Annotated in this window: 16 protein-coding genes; 7 read left to right on the top strand and 9 right to left on the bottom strand. The window is 70.8% G+C overall.

The window, feature by feature from the left end; all coding sequences use genetic code 11:
• The first annotated feature begins 25 nt into the window (after window positions 1-25).
• Complete coding sequence (locus tag ABR737_RS08970; RefSeq protein WP_350249653.1) at window positions 26-592, top strand: nucleoside deaminase; 567 nt, start codon at window positions 26-28, stop codon at window positions 590-592.
• 224 nt (window positions 593-816) lie between these two features.
• On the opposite strand, the gene ABR737_RS08975 is transcribed toward ABR737_RS08970, so the two are convergent.
• Window positions 817-1,584: a hypothetical protein gene (locus ABR737_RS08975; protein WP_350249654.1), complete on the bottom strand. Its 768-nt coding sequence runs from the start codon at window positions 1,582-1,584 to the stop codon at window positions 817-819.
• A 741-nt stretch (window positions 1,585-2,325) separates the two neighbouring features.
• Between ABR737_RS08975 and ABR737_RS08980 the strand changes: the two genes are divergently transcribed.
• The gene (locus tag ABR737_RS08980) at window positions 2,326-3,147 is read left to right on the top strand and encodes a histone deacetylase (RefSeq protein ID WP_350249655.1); all 822 of its coding nucleotides are present in this window, start codon (window positions 2,326-2,328) and stop codon (window positions 3,145-3,147) included.
• A 170-nt stretch (window positions 3,148-3,317) separates the two neighbouring features.
• Window positions 3,318-3,896, top strand: a complete 579-nt coding sequence (locus tag ABR737_RS08985) for a dihydrofolate reductase family protein (protein WP_350249656.1) — start codon at window positions 3,318-3,320, stop codon at window positions 3,894-3,896.
• A 112-nt stretch (window positions 3,897-4,008) separates the two neighbouring features.
• On the opposite strand, the gene ABR737_RS08990 is transcribed toward ABR737_RS08985, so the two are convergent.
• Window positions 4,009-4,809: an HAD-IIA family hydrolase gene (locus ABR737_RS08990; RefSeq protein WP_350249657.1), complete on the bottom strand. Its 801-nt coding sequence runs from the start codon at window positions 4,807-4,809 to the stop codon at window positions 4,009-4,011.
• A 239-nt stretch (window positions 4,810-5,048) separates the two neighbouring features.
• Between ABR737_RS08990 and ABR737_RS08995 the strand changes: the two genes are divergently transcribed.
• Complete coding sequence (locus ABR737_RS08995; protein WP_350249658.1) at window positions 5,049-6,434, top strand: phosphoribosyltransferase family protein; 1,386 nt, start codon at window positions 5,049-5,051, stop codon at window positions 6,432-6,434.
• A 187-nt stretch (window positions 6,435-6,621) separates the two neighbouring features.
• Here ABR737_RS08995 and ABR737_RS09000 read toward each other — a convergent pair whose 3' ends face one another.
• Entirely contained in the window at window positions 6,622-6,945 is a 324-nt protein-coding gene (locus ABR737_RS09000; protein ID WP_350249659.1) for a putative quinol monooxygenase, read from the bottom strand.
• Between the two features lie 201 nt (window positions 6,946-7,146).
• Here ABR737_RS09000 and ABR737_RS09005 point away from each other — a divergent pair, with 201 nt between their 5' ends.
• Together ABR737_RS09005 and ABR737_RS09010 are read left to right on the top strand one after the other, a co-directional pair.
• Window positions 7,147-8,013 carry a DUF899 family protein gene (locus ABR737_RS09005; RefSeq protein ID WP_350249660.1) on the top strand — a complete coding sequence of 289 codons (867 nt, stop codon included), beginning with the start codon at window positions 7,147-7,149 and terminating at the stop codon, window positions 8,011-8,013.
• A gap of 1,071 nt (window positions 8,014-9,084) precedes the next feature.
• On the top strand, window positions 9,085-10,143 hold the full coding sequence (locus ABR737_RS09010) for a serine hydrolase domain-containing protein (RefSeq protein WP_350249661.1): 1,059 nt from the start codon (window positions 9,085-9,087) through the stop codon (window positions 10,141-10,143).
• A gap of 125 nt (window positions 10,144-10,268) precedes the next feature.
• Here the strand turns inward: ABR737_RS09010 and ABR737_RS43900 are convergent, their stop codons facing one another.
• The 6 genes from ABR737_RS43900 to ABR737_RS09035 all read right to left on the bottom strand — a co-directional run bounded on the left by ABR737_RS43900 (window position 10,269) and on the right by ABR737_RS09035 (window position 14,984).
• A complete protein-coding gene (locus tag ABR737_RS43900; protein WP_370454205.1) occupies window positions 10,269-10,346 on the bottom strand; it encodes a 50S ribosomal protein bL37 in 78 nt (25 codons plus the stop codon).
• A gap of 210 nt (window positions 10,347-10,556) precedes the next feature.
• Window positions 10,557-11,765, bottom strand: a complete 1,209-nt coding sequence (locus tag ABR737_RS09015) for a 4-hydroxybenzoate 3-monooxygenase (RefSeq protein WP_350249662.1) — start codon at window positions 11,763-11,765, stop codon at window positions 10,557-10,559.
• A gap of 129 nt (window positions 11,766-11,894) precedes the next feature.
• A complete protein-coding gene (locus ABR737_RS09020) occupies window positions 11,895-12,596 on the bottom strand; it encodes a class F sortase (RefSeq protein ID WP_350249663.1) in 702 nt (233 codons plus the stop codon).
• Window positions 12,593-13,417 (bottom strand): GVDTG sorting domain-containing protein, encoded by an 825-nt coding sequence (locus ABR737_RS09025; RefSeq protein WP_350249664.1) that lies wholly within the window; start codon window positions 13,415-13,417, stop codon window positions 12,593-12,595. Before ABR737_RS09025 ends, ABR737_RS09020 begins: the two co-directional genes overlap by 4 nt.
• A 433-nt stretch (window positions 13,418-13,850) precedes the next feature.
• Complete coding sequence (locus ABR737_RS09030; protein ID WP_350249665.1) at window positions 13,851-14,522, bottom strand: hypothetical protein; 672 nt, start codon at window positions 14,520-14,522, stop codon at window positions 13,851-13,853.
• 207 nt (window positions 14,523-14,729) lie between these two features.
• Window positions 14,730-14,984 carry a hypothetical protein gene (locus tag ABR737_RS09035; RefSeq protein WP_350249666.1) on the bottom strand — a complete coding sequence of 85 codons (255 nt, stop codon included), beginning with the start codon at window positions 14,982-14,984 and terminating at the stop codon, window positions 14,730-14,732.
• A 100-nt stretch (window positions 14,985-15,084) separates the two neighbouring features.
• On the opposite strand from ABR737_RS09035, the gene ABR737_RS09040 reads away from it, so the two are divergent.
• Window positions 15,085-15,531 carry a hypothetical protein gene (locus ABR737_RS09040; RefSeq protein ID WP_350249667.1) on the top strand — a complete coding sequence of 149 codons (447 nt, stop codon included), beginning with the start codon at window positions 15,085-15,087 and terminating at the stop codon, window positions 15,529-15,531.
• Window positions 15,532-15,869: the final 338 nt, after the last annotated feature.

Here is a 15,869-nt window from a genome sequence, read left to right on the forward strand (position 1 = left end):
ATCGATGCCGATCGGAGACTCCGTAATGGAACAGAAAGAACTTCTCGCAGAGGCTGTACGGCTCGCCACGGAATCCGTGGAGAACGGCTGGGGCGGCCCGTTCGGCGCGGTGCTCGCGCGGGACGGGAACATCGTCGCCCGCGGGCAGAACCGCGTGCTGCTGACCGGCGACCCCACCGCGCACGCCGAGGTGGAGACGATCCGCAAGGCCATACAGGTCCTCAACCCCGAAGCTCCGAGCATCGCCGTGGAGCGTCAGAACGAGAGCACGCTGGAGTACGTCCCGCGGCCCCCCGGGTCACCGGACCCGGTCCCCGAGCGGGCCCGGATGCTCCAGGGCACTTCGATCTACATCAGCGGCGCGCCCTGCCCCATGTGCATGAGCGCCATCTACTGGTCGCGGATCGAGGCGGTCTACTACAGCTGCGACCTCGAGGACACCGCGAAGATCGGCTTCGACGACACGTTCCAGTACGAGGACTTCAAGAGGCCGCTCGACGAGCGCAGGATCAAGATCGAGCAGATCTACCCCGAGATGGGCGCCCAGTCGTACGCGGCCTGGACGAACCGGCCGGACAAGCACCCGTACTGAGGGAGGATCACCGGTCGGCGGCGGCCGGCCGATGGCGACGGTCGACACGCGGAGGCGGAACGGGGTACGGCTCGTGACGGCCACCCGGCGCGCGGTGCGCCGGGCGGCCGTCACGGGCCTGCGCGGGGGACCCGGGGGGGCGTGTGCGGCGCCCGGGCCCAGGGCGCATCCGGTACTCCTGGACGGGCCTGCCTGCCGGCAGCGCGCGCGGCGGGTCGGCCGGCTCACTCGTACAGCACGTACTCCGGCTGCGGCCGCAGCGCCAGGACCTCCTTGGGCGTCATCAGGCGGCTGCCCTTCGCGTCCTCCTCGTAGAACAGCTTGAAACCGGTGTGGAGGCCGTCGGGCAGGTCCTTGACCAGTTGGTGCCAGGTCCCGCGCTTCAGGCCCGGCGAGCCGATGCCGTCGGCGCTCTTGATGAGCGCCACGCCGGGCTGGGGCCGCAGGGCGGACTGCTCGCCCACGACGGAGGTGGCCACCTGATGGAAGACCAGCGGCTTCTGCGGCAGATCATGCGCCTTCACCAGCCCGGACAGATAGCGGGCCACCTTGGTCAGCTCATGGCCGTCGGTGTGCCCGTAGGTGTCACCCGGCACCTCGCCGGAGCCCATCTCCCATTCCGGGTCGAGCGCGATCCCCACATCGGGGTGGACGAGCCAGTCGCGCAGCGCCTTGACCTCGTCGAGCACCGAGGCGCGGCCCGGCTGGATGTTCAGCAGCAGCAGCGCGCGCCGGTCGCGGGCCAGGCGGTGGAAGCGGCGGATGGTGGCCGGGGCCGTCCGGGAGCGGTAGGTGCCGTCCGGGCCGGCCGAGGCGTTGGCCACCGTCGCCAGGAGCTCGAGTACGGGCAGCGGCTCGCGGCCCGCGGCGTACGAGTGCGCCACCTTCTCCGCCTGGGCGGCCCGCTGTTCCGGGTCACCGGTCCCCAGCCGGCCGAGCGCCGCCGCCCCGGGCAGACCACAGAACCCGACCAGTCGGTAGCGCGGAAACAATTCCCTTCCACCACGGGGCAGTTCGGGTCGGCGCCGCTTGGTCGGGCGGGCCGGCGGGGGCGCCGTCGCGGAACCGGACGGGCTCGGGGTGCCGGATCCGGCGGAGGGGGAGGCCGACGAGCCGCCCGGTGGCGAGGCCTTGGGTGCGGAGTCCGCACGGGAGGAGGACTGCCCGCACGCCGTGAGCAGTCCCAGCCCTGCCGCTGCCGTGGCCGCGAGCAGGTGACGCCGGCTCGCCTCCGGCGATGGAGAGGGCGTTGCGGGGTGGCGGCCGGCCACCCCTGCCCCGCGTATTCCGGCGTCCTCGCGCCCTGACACCTCGTCCGCCACACTGCCTCCGTCCCCCGGCGCCCGGCCGATGACCGGGCACCGGCTGTTCTTCGGACCGGTCCTGTCCGGCCGGTCCCGTCCAACGGGCCCCGTCCGACCGGTCCCGTCCGGCTGGTCCCGTCGGACCGGCCCTGTCCGGCCGTCCTGTCCGACCGGTCCTGTCCGTGCAGTGCGCATCTCCAGACCACTCGCGGCAAAACCCGTAGGGGAAACGATCAAGCCACGTCACACCGGCCGTGCGCTCCGCTCACCGGCACTTCACTGCGTTGCCGCCCCGGTGCCACGGGTGCATTGCCTCGGCGCCGCGGACCCTGCCAGGGCCACCGACCCTGCCGGGCGCGCGGACGTCGCCGGGCACCGCTGCCCCTGCCGGGCGCCACCGTGGCGGCCCGGGCCGCGTAGCGTGAGGACGTGATCAGGCCCCCACGCCTCGAAGCCCTCGACCACTCCCCCGAAGCCGTCCGCCGCCTCACCCCCGTCCACCGCCTCTGGTACGCCGCATACGGCTCCAACATGCATGCCGAGCGGCTGGCCTGCTATCTGGCCGGCGGGCAGCCCCTTGGCGGGCTGCGCACCTACCCGGGCTGCCGGGACCCCCGCCCGCCCGCGCGTACGGCGCCGGTCATGCTGCCCGGCCTGCTGTTCTTCGCCACGGAATCGCAGGTATGGACCGGCGGCAGCGCCTTCTACGAACCCGGCCCTGGCCCCCATCCCGGCTCCGCCCCCGACCCCGGCACCGGCACCGGCCCCGCACCTGCCGCGGACGCGGCCGGCCGGGGGACCGGTGGAACAACCGGCCGAGGGCCCGGCGTCGCAGCCGACCAGTTGCACCCCGGTGGCGCCGAACTGCCCGCCCAGGCGTATCTGCTGACGCTGTCCCAGTTCTCCGACATCGCCGCTCAGGAGATGCACCGGGAACCCGGCCAGGATCTCGACCTGACGAAGGCCCTGACCCGCGGCCGGGCCCGGACCGGACCCGGCCGGTACGAAACCCTGGTGTGTGCCGGACTGCTGGACGGTTACCCGGTACTGGCCTTCACCTCCCCTTGGAGCAGCCAGGAAATCGCCCTGAACCCGCCCTCGGCGGCCTACCTGCGGCACATCGCGGCCGGCATCGTCGCCTCCCACGGATGGAGCCCCCGCCGGACCGCCGAGTACCTCGCCGGCTGCCCGGGAGCCGAAGGGCACTGGACGGCCGCGGCGATCGCGGCGCTGCTCGGCGACCCGCGGTGACCGGCGTGCGGCCACACCCTCCCGGCTCGCCCGGCGCAGCGCACACCCGCCCCCACCACGCCCGTCCCGGGCACACTGGTGGCACCCCGGCCGGTGGTCCCCGGCGGACCCCCTGTGGACCCGGTGGACTCCGGTAGACCCCGGCCCCGAGGACTTCAGCGAGGACCGTGATGAGAAAGATCATCTTGTCGATGTCGGTGTCCCTGGACGGCTTCATCGAGCGCCCTGACCGCCAGATCGACTGGCATCAGGTCGACGACGAGCTCCACCGTCACCTCAACGAGCAGCTACGGCAGATGGGCGCCTTCATGAGCGGCCGGGTCACCCACGAACTCATGGCGGACTTCTGGCCCACCGCGGACGCCGACCCCTCAACCACCGGCCCCATGGCCGAATTTGCCGGGATCTGGCGGGACACACCCAAGATCGTGTTCTCCCGGACCCTGGAACGGGCCGACTGGAACACCACCATCATGCGCGAGGTCGTCCCCGAGGAGATCAAGGCGCTCAAGGCGCAGCCGGGCGGAGACCTGGCGCTCGGTGGCGCCGATCTCGCCGCGGCGTTCATGGCCCACGACCTGATCGACGAGTACCACGTCTACGTCCATCCGGTCCTCATCGGCCGGGGCAAACCCCTCTTCCCGGCCACGGACGCCACCACCTTTCTGCGGCTCGCCGGGACCCGGGCCTTCGGCAACGGCGTCGTCCTCCTCCACTACCGGCGCGCCGAGGCCCCGGCCACGGAATGACCGCCCGCGGCCGCACCGGTTCACGGGTTCACTGCTTCGCCGGCCCGAACCATCGAGTGCGCACCGTCGCGGCACGCGCCGCACCCGTACGGTCCCTCCCCTCCCCGCACCCTCACGCCAGACCCAGCAGACCGGGCAGATCGGCGAAGGAATCGAGCACATGGTCAGGCGTGCCGTCGGCCGCCCGGTGCGTCTCCGGCAGATACTTGCCGGTCCTGACGAGCACACCGGTGATCCCGCAGCGCTGGGCCGCCAGCACATCGGACTCGATGTCGTCACCCACCATCAGCGCTTCCGCGGCCGGAGCACCGACGTGCGCCAGGGCGGTGGCGAAGAAGGCCTCGGCCGGTTTGCCGGTGACCGTTGCCTCAACCCCCGCCGCCCGTTCCAGCCCCGGCAGGAAGGCCCCGGTGTCCAGGTCGAGTCCGTCCGCCGTACGCCAGTACAGATTGCGGTGCATGGCAACCAGCCGGGCCCCCCGTTGCAGCTGCCGGAACGCGCTGTTGAGAGCCGGGTAGCTGAAAGCCTCGCCCGCGCCACCGAACACGATCACCTCCGGTGCCTCCCCGCCCGCGCCACCGGCCCCCTCCCCCACGAGCGTCACGCCGGCCAGATCCGCCCCGACCTCACCGCTGTTGATCAGCCGGCAGTGGGCGTGCGGATGGTGTGTGCGCAGGTAGGCCGCCGTGACGGCGGGCGCGGTCAGAATGTCGTCGGCACCGACAGGAAATCCCTCTTCGGCCAGCCGCCCGGCGACCGCGGCACGGGTCCGCGAGGTGGTGTTGGTGATCAGCACCAGCGGGAGTCCCGCGGCGCGCAGCCGCTCCATCGCCGCCACCGCGCCGGGCAGCGCCTTCCAGGACACGGTGAGCACGCCGTCGATATCGATCAGGACCGCTCCGATTCCCTTCATACGCCGACGGTAACCACCATCCGGGCCGCCCGGGCGGCGAGCGGGCACCGCCCGGGCACCGCCGGTGGCCGGGCACCGCCGGTGATCGAGCGCCTTCGATGACCAGGCACCGCCGACGACCCGGCACCGCCGACGCCCAGCACCTCTACGGCCCGACTTGCGAAGCCCCCGCAGATGGGGTTATTTCGAAGTGAGGTGTGAACGCAGCTACCGTCTCCCCTGGCTAGGGGGTGCACACCGTGCTGTTCACTGACCGTGCGGATGCGGGGCACCGCCTCGCCGAATCGCTGGGGCACCTGCAGGGGGAAGAGCCCGTCGTGCTGGGTCTGCCGCGTGGCGGGGTCCCGGTGGCCTTCGAAGTGGCCCGGGCGCTCGGCGCGCCGCTCGATGTGATCGTGGTCCGCAAGCTGGGGGTCCCCTACCAGCGCGAGCTGGGTTTCGGCGCCATCGGCGAAGGCGGCGTACGGGTGATCAGCGACGACATCGTCCGCCGCGGTCGGCTCGACCAGGCGGACCTGGTGTCCGTGGAGCACGCCGAGGCGGCGGAGCTCACCCGCCAGGCAGAACGCTTCCGCGCCGGGCGGCAACGGCTCGACCTCGCCGGCCGTACGGCGATCGTCGTGGACGACGGGATCGCGACCGGCGCCACCGCGGCCGCCGCATGCGAGGTAGTACGTGCGCAGGGCGCGGCCCGGGTCGTGCTTGCGGTACCCGTGGCGCCACCGGACGCGGCCGAGCGGCTGCGCGGCTCGACCGATGAATTCGTCTGCCTCTCCACCCCGTTCGCCTTCTCCGCCGTCGGCGAGTGGTACCAGGACTTCTCCCAGACCCCGGACGACGAGGTCGTCTCCTTGCTGGCGCAGGCGTCGTCGGCACAGTCCGCGGCCGGGCCCGAGTCGGCTGCCGGTGCCCCTGACGGGACAACAGGTGCGCGGACGGCGGCGGACACGGCTGTAGCGGAGGAAACAGATGTGGCGGGAGAAACGGACGTGGCGGAGGAGGTGGCGATCGACGCCGCCGGCGTCCGGCTCACCGGCGATCTCACCGTGCCGGCCGGAGCCCTGGCGGTGGTGATGTTCGCCCATGGATCGGGCAGCAGCCGGCACAGCCCACGTAACCGCCTGGTCGCAGCCGCCCTCAACGAGGCGGGCCTGGGCACCCTGCTCTTCGATCTGCTCACACCGGCGGAGGAAGCCCACCGGTCGAACGTCTTCGACACCGAAACCCTCGCCGAGCGGCTGGCGGACGCCACCGGGTGGCTGCGCGGCCGCTTTGCCGGCCCGATCGGCTACTTCGGCGCCAGCACCGGGGCCGCGGCGGCACTACGGGCCGCCGCGGCTCCCGACGCGGACATCGGTGCCGTGGTCTCCCGCGGCGGACGCCCCGACCTCGCCGGACCGCTGCTGCCCGCCGTACGGGCGCCGACGCTGCTCATCGTGGGCGGCAACGACCCGCTGGTCATCGACCTCAACCGCGAGGCCGAGGCGGCGCTGCGCGCGGAGACCCGCCTGGAGATCGTTCCCGGCGCCACCCATCTCTTCGAGGAACGCGGGGCCCTCCAGCAGGTCGCCGACCTCGCCCGGGATTGGTTTGTCAGCCACTTGGCGGCACCGGCCCGGCCGTAGCGGGCGGGGGCATCCCGTCCGGTGCGGTGGCCCGGGCGAGCCACTGACGGGGGTGCGTACCCCGGCGGGCCACTGACCGGGGTGCGTGCCCCGGCAGGCCACCGACCGGGGTGCGTACCCCGGCAGGCCACCGACCGGGGTGCGTACCCCGGCAGGCCACTGACCCTGGTACGTGCCCCGACCGGCCTCAGTCGATGGTGATTTCACCCATCGCGCTCCAGCCGTTCGCACCCTCGATGGTGGTGCTCACGATGTCCGGCGTACGGCGCAGCAGCGGGCGCATCGTCTCGATCCCGGCGCGGAAGTGGTCGGAGTTGACATGCGCTTCGGCAGCGTCGTCCTTGAATGCCTCGACCAGCACATAGGTGTTCGGGTCCTCGATGCTGCGGGACCATTCGAACCACAGGTTGCCGGGCTCGGCGCGGGTGGCGTCGGTAAAGGATTTGACGTGCTGCGGCCACTCTTCGGCGTACTCGGGTTTCACGGGGAACCTGACGACAATAAAGATCATCCACCGAGTCTAAGAGCGCGTCCGTGAACTTGTCAGCCCGAGGGGGTCCGTGCAGGCTCGGCGGAGTGCACCCCTTCGCCGCGATGAGTTCTGGCCGCGTCGCCAGTCTGTTCCGGTGAGCGTCGTAGAACGCCGGTCGCAGTACGCCGGTCGCAGTACGCCGTACGACGCCGCCCGGCACGAGACACCACGGAGGACACCATGACGACCACTCCCGGCAATGCGAGCAGCAGCCACCTCCCCGGCAAGCCGCCGGTCGTCGACCTGCCCACCTGGCAGGCGGCGCGCGAGGATCTGCTGGTCCGCGAGAAGGCGCACACCCATGAGGGCGACGCGATCGCCGCGGCCCGGCGGCGGCTGCCGATGGTCGAGCTCGACGGCACTGTCGAGGTCACCGGCGCGGACGGGGCGGTCCCGTTCCTCGATCTGTTCCAGGGGCGCGACGAACTCGTGGTCTACCAGCACATGTGGTACGACGGCGCGCCGCACCAGGGGCAGTGCGAGGGCTGCACCACCACGGCCTGGCACATGAAGGACGCCGCCTACCTCAACGCCCGGGGCGTCTCGTTCGCCGTTCTGACCTCTGGCCCATGGGACGAGGTGGCTCCCTACGTCGAGTTCATGGGCTACGCCCAGCCCTGGTACTCGGTACGGGGCGTGGCGGCGCCGATCGGCGGAGACATGGGACACCTCATCTGCTTCCTGCGCGACGGCGACCGCGTGTTCCTGACCTACTCCACGACGGGCCGCGGCAACGAACCGGTCAACGGGTCCCTCGGCCTGCTCGACATGACGCCCTACGGCCGCGGCGAGGCATGGGAGGACAACCCCGAGGGCCGCCCCGTGATCGGCAATGTCCGCGAGGGGTACCCGTCCGAGGGCGGCCAGGCCTGCTGGTACTGGCGCTCGGACGCCGAGGGCGTCGCCACCTGGGGCCCGACCAGCCGCCCCGTACCGCAGTGGACCCGCCCCGGCGCGACCCCCGTGACCACCACGATCAGCCCTACGCCGAGCCATACCGGCCCTGCGTTGAAGGCGAGCACCAGGATGCCCACCGGGGTCAGATAGCCGGCGAGCGGCAGGAGCAGGTCGCTGACCGGTGGTTCCGGCGGTCCGGGCAGGTCCTGCTCCCGCCGGGCACGCGCCCGCACGACATCCGGATACCACCGGGTGAACTGCAGCGCGACGATGATGGCCGCGATCTGGATGATCCACCCCGTCCACAGATTATTGGAATTGTGCAGCACGAGGTCACCGAAGGCACCCGCTATCGCCGCCACCCCGAAAGCGGCACCCCATACACCGGTGAGGTAGTAATTGGTGCGCAGAAATCTGGACTCGTTCCAGAACTCGCGGGGTACTTGTTCCCTGGCGTACTGCAGGGTGAACGGCACCCGGATCGCCATGGATCCGAGGGCAATCACCAGGAGCGCAATATTCGAAACCTCCCCCGAATAATTCTCCAACCAGCGCAGTGTGCCCGGGGAGGCGAAAATACCGATGACCGCCATCGCCGCGAAGAAGACGAAATCGGCAATCCCCAGGATCTTGAGGGAGCCGCCCGGGTGGCGTCTGCGGCCGATGACAACGATCGCCACCGCGAGGGCGAGCGCCGTGGCGACCGCCAGTTCATAACGGCCAGGACCGACCAGCACCGACATCACGATCCAGGGCGTCATCCCGAGGACGGGGCTGTCGAGCAGGTGCGACAGCCGTCCGCCGGCGCCGGTCTCCCGCTGGCCGAGCGACATGGCAACAGCTCCTCCGCGTGGGGAACTCCCTCCACGCTAAACCTCGGCTACGGCTCCCTCTACTCGACCACCGGACGGCAGACGGCGGACGGCTATCGGCTATCGGCTATCGGCTATCGGCTACCGGGACAGTCCCGAGGTGACTCAGGGGCAGCTCAGGGGCGGATCAGGGAGATCCCTGAAGGCAGCGCGGTCGGCACACGGAAAGCTGTCCGGCATGAGGCCTTCTTCCTTCATGAGTTCTTCCTCCTTACCCCGCAGGGTGGTTGTGGGCGCCGCGCTGTCCGGTGCGGTGGCCGCCGCGACAGCAGGGCCCGCGCGGGCCTCCGCCCGTTCGCCCGCGGCCCGCTCGTCAGACGGTCCGCCGCCGCAGCCCGGGCGGGGGCCCGTGGCCGTTCCTCCGCTGAACGTGCCGGCGCTGCGGGCCGCCGTCGGTGACCTCGCGCATCCCCAGCTGACCGGCTGCCAGCTGCGGGTCAGCGGCTCTGCCGGGCGGTGGTACGGCGCCGCCGGCGTCGCCGACCGGGACACCGGCCGGGCGATCCATGAGCGGGACACCTTCCGTATCGGCAGTATCACCAAGGTCTTCGTGGCGACGGTGGTGCTGCAGCTCGCCGCCGAACAACGGCTCCCGCTGGAGACCCCGGTCCAGCGGTGTCTCCCGGGTCTGCTCCCGGCGCATTTTCCGCCGATCACGGTGCGGCAGCTGCTGCAGCACACCAGCGGGCTCCCCGACGAGCAGGAGCCGCCCTATGACCTGTCCACCCCGGAGTCGATTGCCCGGCACCGCTACGACCGGTGGACGCCCCACCAGATCGTGGCGAGGGTTTCGCACGGTCCCATGAAGTTCACCCCGGGCACCAAGCAGGAGTACCGCGGCATCAATTACGTCCTTCTGGCACTGCTGATCGAGGGGCTGACGGGGCGCCCCTACGGCTTGGCGATCGCCCGTCGCATTCTGCGCCCGCTGGGCCTGCGGCACACCTCCGTGCCCGGCCACGACCCGCACCTTCACGGCCCCCATGTACACGGCTATATGAAGATGACGGACGGATCCCTGCTGGACATCACCGCGTTCGACCAGTCGCTCGCCTGGGGAGAGGGCGAGATGATCTCCCACACCGGTGATCTGGACCGCTTCCTGACCGCCCTGTTCTCGGGCGAACTCCTGCCGCCCCGTCAGTTGGAGCAGATGTTCACGCTGCCGCCCGACGAGGTGCACATGCTGGACGGCAGCCCCGCACGCTTCTCCGCCGGCCTGCAGACCTTCACGATCAACGGGATCACGCTGTGGGGCAAGACCGGTGAACGGTACGGCTATTCCTCGGCCCTGTTCGCCACCCGCGACCAACAGCGGCGCGTGGTCATCTCGTTCAACCCGACCCGTCGCGACGCCACCCAGGCACAGGCCAGCCGGCGCATAGCCGAGGCGCTCACCAGACCGTGAGCAGGCTCTGAGCGGGCCGTGACCTGGGTCCGGTGACCACTGTGGGCTCCTCGCGTCCGCCGCGACGGAGGCGAGGAGCCCACAGAAACCCCCTCGGGGAGGTCCCTCAGGTCACCGTCCTTGACTCAGGACTGCGGCCGCTTGCCGTGGTTGGCCCCGTTCTTGCGACGGGCCTTCTTCTTACGACGGCGCTTCGATGACATGGCGTCTCCTTTCCTCGGAGTTTCAGCGATGCTTTTCGCCGAATTTCTACCACTTCACAACGGTATCTCGCCCAGCGATCACGTGGCCGCGTACCCGGCCCGCCGGGGGCCCACCCCACTTGGGGATGTGAATCACCCCACGGACGTGCGGTTACGAGTACGTCGGTCACGACCCTACAGATCCGCCTCCGCGCCGGGATACAGACCGGACTACAGGTCCGCCTCCTCGCCCAGGTACAGCCTGGCGAACGCCTTCGCCGCGGACGGTGAACCCAGCAGCCGCCGCAGCCGCGCGGAGGCCGTGCCCGCCTTCATGCGATCGCCGGACGAGGCCCCGTGCAGCACGTAGGAGAGCCACTGCGAGAACTCCAGGTACTGCCAGACCCGCCGCAGACAGGCCTGCCCATAGCCTTCGAGCCCGCTGTCGTCGCCCTGGTAGTGCGCGATCAGCGCCTCGCCGAGCAGCAGGGCGTCGTGGAGCGCCAGGTTCATGCCCTTCGCGGCGATCGGCGCCACCAGGTGTGCCGAGTCACCCGCCAGGTAGAGGCGGCCGTACGCCATCGGCTCCACCACGTAGTCGTGCATGTCCAGGACCACCTTCTCGATCAGCGGTCCTTCGGTCAGCGGCGGGGCGCCGGCGGCGGCGAGCCGGGTGTGCAGTTCGTTCCACACCCGGCCGTGCGACCAGTTCCCGGCGTCCTCACCGGGCTCGACCTGGAGGTAGTAGCGGGTGACCTGGGAACTACGGGCCATATGGGCACCGAATCCGCGCTCATGGATACCGAAGACCACACCGTCGGCGGACGGCGGTGCCTCGGCGAGGAGCGCGAGCCAGGCAACGCCGTGGTCATGGCGGGTGAGGACCGCCCGGCCGCCGGGTATGGCCGCCCGGCTCACCCCGCGCGCACCGTCGCAGCCCGCGATGAAGTCGCACTCGATGCGGTGCCGGGCGCCGGTCTCCGGGTCGGTGTAGGAGACGGCCGGACGGTCCCCGTCGGCATCGTGCAACTCCACCTCGCGTACGCCGAAGCGCACCTCACCGCCCGCCTTGTCGACATACGACGCCACCAGGTCGGTGACGAGCAGCGGCTGCGGATAGACGTAGTGGTGCCGTCCCGACAGCTCCGCCGTGTGTACGGTGTGCCGCTCGCCGTCGAAGCGGAACTCGAACTCCCCCTGGGTGTCAGCACGTTCGAGCAGCCGGTCGGCCAGCCCGTGCCGGGCCAGCGCCTGCACCGCCCACTCCTCCATGAACCCGGCGCGCGGCCGCTGCTCGATGAACTGCCTGCTCTCCGTCTCCAGCACCACACAGTCGACTCCGGCGGTGCGCAGCAGATTCGCCACGGTGAGCCCGGCGGGCCCGGCCCCGACGATGACGACGCGGGTGCGAGCGAGGGGCAGGGAGGGGGTGGAGGACACGTCGCGGGGTTCCCTTCGGGACGAGCAGCAAGATCGCACGCAGTATGGCGGTTGCCGGTCGCGGGCGATCCGGCGGCCCGGCCTCCCGTAAGGGGCGCCGGACCGTCGGCCCGTTCTCAGGGATGCGGCCTACGCGCTGCCCGTGAGGCTGGCGAACACCACCACATTGTCGGGGTAGTAGTGCCGGCCCTGGTCGTACTGGCCGCCGCAGGTGATCAGGCGGAGGCCGGCACGGTCGATGTTCTTGTACACCTCGACCGTGGGGAACTTGTTCTTCGGGTACTGGGCGACGCGGTCCACGGTGAATTTCGCCGTCTTCCCGTCCTGCCGGGCGACCTCGATGGTGTCACCGGCCTTCATCGTCGACAGCTTCTCGAAGACCGACGGCTTGCCGTTCCAGGAGACATGACCTGCGATCACGGCCGGCCCCTGGGAGCCGGGCGTCGGCCCCGGCCGGTACCAGCCCGCCTTGTCGGGGTCGCGCGGGGTCTCCATGGCCCCGTTCTTGTGCTGCCCCAGCGTCTCCAGCGTGGAGGAGACCTGGAGCGACGGGATGGAGAGCCGTTGCGGAACGGACTTCGGCATGCTCGCCGCAGCCTGGCTCCCGGATCCTTCCCCCGTCGCCCCGCCCTGGGCCGAGTCCCCGCCCTGGGCCGAGTCCCCACCCTTGGCCGGCGGCTGCCCCGCGGGAACCGGCGGAGGCGACGCGGTCTCCTGTCCTCCGCACCCCGCGACGAGCACGCTCGCCAGTGCCGCGGCGATCGCGCAGCCGAGGACGCGGTGGCCCCGGCGCCGTACGGTGATCACGCTGTCCTCGCTCCGGCGGCTCATGCGGCGCTCCCGTTGCTCCCGGGCCGGCCGGCGGCGAGCAGGGTCTTCCGCCGCCGCATGACGGTCAGCACACCGGTCAACGCCACGAAGGCGGCACCTCCGGCACCCAGCACGGCGAACGGCACCCCTTGCTCCTCGGAGGGCCCGGTTCCGGTCTCGACCCCGCCGACCGGTATCGATCCCACCGCAGCGCCTTTGACCTCACCGCAGTTGGTCGGAGCGGTGGCCTCCTGGGGGAGCTTGGGATCGAGTTCGCTCTTGCCCGCACCGTCGAAGTCGTACTTCTGGTTGTTGTTGCGGTCGATGCCGTGCTGCACGATGTGCAGGTCCTTGATGTGGTCGACCACGGCCTGGGAGACGGTGAGCGTGCGCTGGTAGGAGAGCTTGCCCTGCGCATCCGCCACGGGCATGCGGTCGACGGCGAGGCCGCTCATCATGTCCGTGGGTCCCTTGGTGGTGAGGGAGATGTTGATGTTGCCGTAGTCGACCGTGGCTTCGGTGTTGTTGATGACTCCGTCGCCGTTCGTGTCGGCGCTCGCATCCGGGCAGTGGAAGTCATGGCCATCGGTGGAGCCGTGGAGGTGCTGGGCGTGAGGCTGCCCGGGTACAAGTCCCTCGGACTCGATCTTCACCGTCAGCCGGTTGCCCTGGAGGCTGAGCATCGCCGTGCCCTTGGAACCGGAGTCGTTCAGCTGCGCCAGATTGATCTGGAACGCTCCGGTGCCCTCGGCGGCGGCCTGGGACGAGGCGCCCACGGTGAGGGCCAGGGCGGCGGGCAGAGCGACGAGTGCGGCGAGGCGGCTGGTGCGCTTGGCTATCACGTTCGATCCTTTTCCGGCGGCCTCCACGGGGAAGGGGGGAGACCGCACGTCGTCCGGGTTCGAGACCGACACCTCGGCGAGATGTCTGCCGTGATTCGGAGCGGCAACGCCGGTGGATTGGTGCCGCGTTGAAAAACTTTTGACGGCTTTCTCGCGGTGCCCCCGACCGCGCCAACGCCACATCGGCGGCGGGTCACCGTGCGGCGGTGCACCAGCGGCGGGTCACCATGCGGCGGCGCCCCGGCTGCCGATCACCGTGCAGCGGACCGTCCCCCCTCGCACGGGAACCCAGCGCGGCCAACCGCCCCTCCCGCGCGTCCTACTCGCCCTCTCTCGCCGCCAACTCGCCCTTCCTTACGGCCGACCGTAATCCCGCACGCGGAGGAACCGCCCCCACCCTCCCGCTACAGCGCGAACTCCACTCCCCCGCTGCTCACAACACCTTCTTCAGCGTCTTCGTCTGCGCGATCCTGCTGGTCTTCAGGGCGATCCACGAACCGTCACCAAAGGCGACGTCGGCCCGGAACTCCTGCCGTGGCGGGTGGGGCCGCTGCCGCTGGACGAACGCCTCCCGAGGGAATTCCGCGAGCAGACGGGCGGGCAGGTGCCGTGACAGCGTCATCGGCTCGCTCAAAGCGAGCAGCCGCTCGGTGGTGACCACCAGCAGAAAATCGTCGTTCTCGCCGTCCGAGTCGTACGCGTTGCGTACGGCGATGAGCAGGCTTCCGGCCATACTGCGGTACCCGCCGCCCCAGGACCGTCCGTGAAACGGGCGGCGCAGGGACCGGTAGAACCTGCTCCAGCCACGCTCGACGTGATCGGAGAAGTCATCGCCCTCGACGAGCCACTGCAGCCGCTTCCACGAGTCCGGGATGAGCCAGGGCAGGGGTGTCGCGCCGACCGCCCAGCGGATCGGAGCCCGCAGATCGATGCCGCGGCGCACGCCCGGCCGGTGCTTCTTCGGCAGCCTGGGCGGCAGCAGATCATCCACCTGCAGCAGAAATGTCCCCGTCAGCCGCTCGCCCGGCCGCAGATGGGGAGCGGCCTCCTCGGACAGACTCGGCTGCTTCGGGGGCGTCTGCGGCTGCGCGTGTGCACCCGTCACTCCTCCGCCCCCCTGCCGTGCCGTGCCGTCCTTCACCGATCGCCGGTCGCTCACCCTGCAAAGTCCCTTCACTGTGGCCCGGAGGGCCGTCCGATGGCGCGTAGCGTGCTTCACGGCCCTCATACGCCACCGCCGCGGCGCTGCGAGCCCGGCCGTTCCGAGGACGACGCGTGGTGCCCCTGGCGGGAAGCACCGCGCCCTCCCGGGTCATCCGAACGTCGCCTCCACGCTGGACGGATCGAGGCCGCGCCGGTCGACATGGTAGGCGGCCGGGGCCTGCGCACCGTCGCCCAGCAGCGAACGCTGCCCGGTCTCGCTCTCCGCGTACCGCTTCAGCGGCTCCGTCCACTGCCGCGCGAGCTGACCTGCACCGTGCCTCAGGTCGTGCGCCACCTCCCGCATGTCCTCGGCCTGCGCGCGCCAGGACTTCGCCCTCGTACCCGAGGCAGGCAGAACACCCACCGCGTCTCATCCATTACCGACTCGGAGTCACCACACAACCTTCGCTCAGTCCCGGCGGTCACACCGGTGCCATTAGCCATCCACCCAGGAGCCGGAACACGTGAAGCGCACCGCTGCCACCGCCGCCACCGCAATGACCGCTCTCGTCCTGGCCGCCGCGCTCACCGCGTGCAGCAGCGACGACAGCACCAACGCAGCACCGAAGAAGACACCCACCACGGCACCGAGTGCCGCCTCCACCAAGGACATTGCCGGCGCCGAAGCCTCCGCAGGCATCCCGCCCAAGCCGGACGCCGCCGCGCAACTTGCATACATCCGTGCGCTGACCGGTATCGACCCGGACATCGTCCACGGCAAGGAAGCAAAGGCCGTCGACCGCGGACGCAACCAGTGCCAAACGATCCACAACTTCCCCAAGGACACGTCGAAGCAGGCGAGAATGGCGGAGATGCGGTTCACCTCGCCCAGCCACCCCCAGGGCTTCGGCAAGGTCAAGGCCGCCCAGATCGTCGTCGCCGTGCACACCAACCTCTGCGCGAAGTTCTGACCCAAGACCTGCACGGCCCGGCGACTCCCCCCGGCGGGCTGCCGGGCCGTCCGCCTGCCTCGGGACGCCGACTTCCCTGCCCGGCCTCGGCGACGATGTCCGGCTCTACGTCGTGAGCGAGGGACGCCACATCTCAACGTCGCAAAGGACTCGTGGCAGACCGCTGAGGGCTGAAGGGACTCCACCACGGCTGGCCCCGCCCCCTACCGGGAGTCCTGGGACGACGGGGGCCCTACGGCTCGCCGACCGGGACCCGCCGCATGCTCCCTCGGCCGCGCCGGGCCGCGGATGGACTCGTAGCACTTCAGGCGAGCTTCGTCGGCGCCCGGTGTGTTCAG

This window comes from Streptomyces sp. Edi2 (genome assembly GCF_040253635.1).
Taxonomy (GTDB): domain Bacteria; phylum Actinomycetota; class Actinomycetes; order Streptomycetales; family Streptomycetaceae; genus Streptomyces.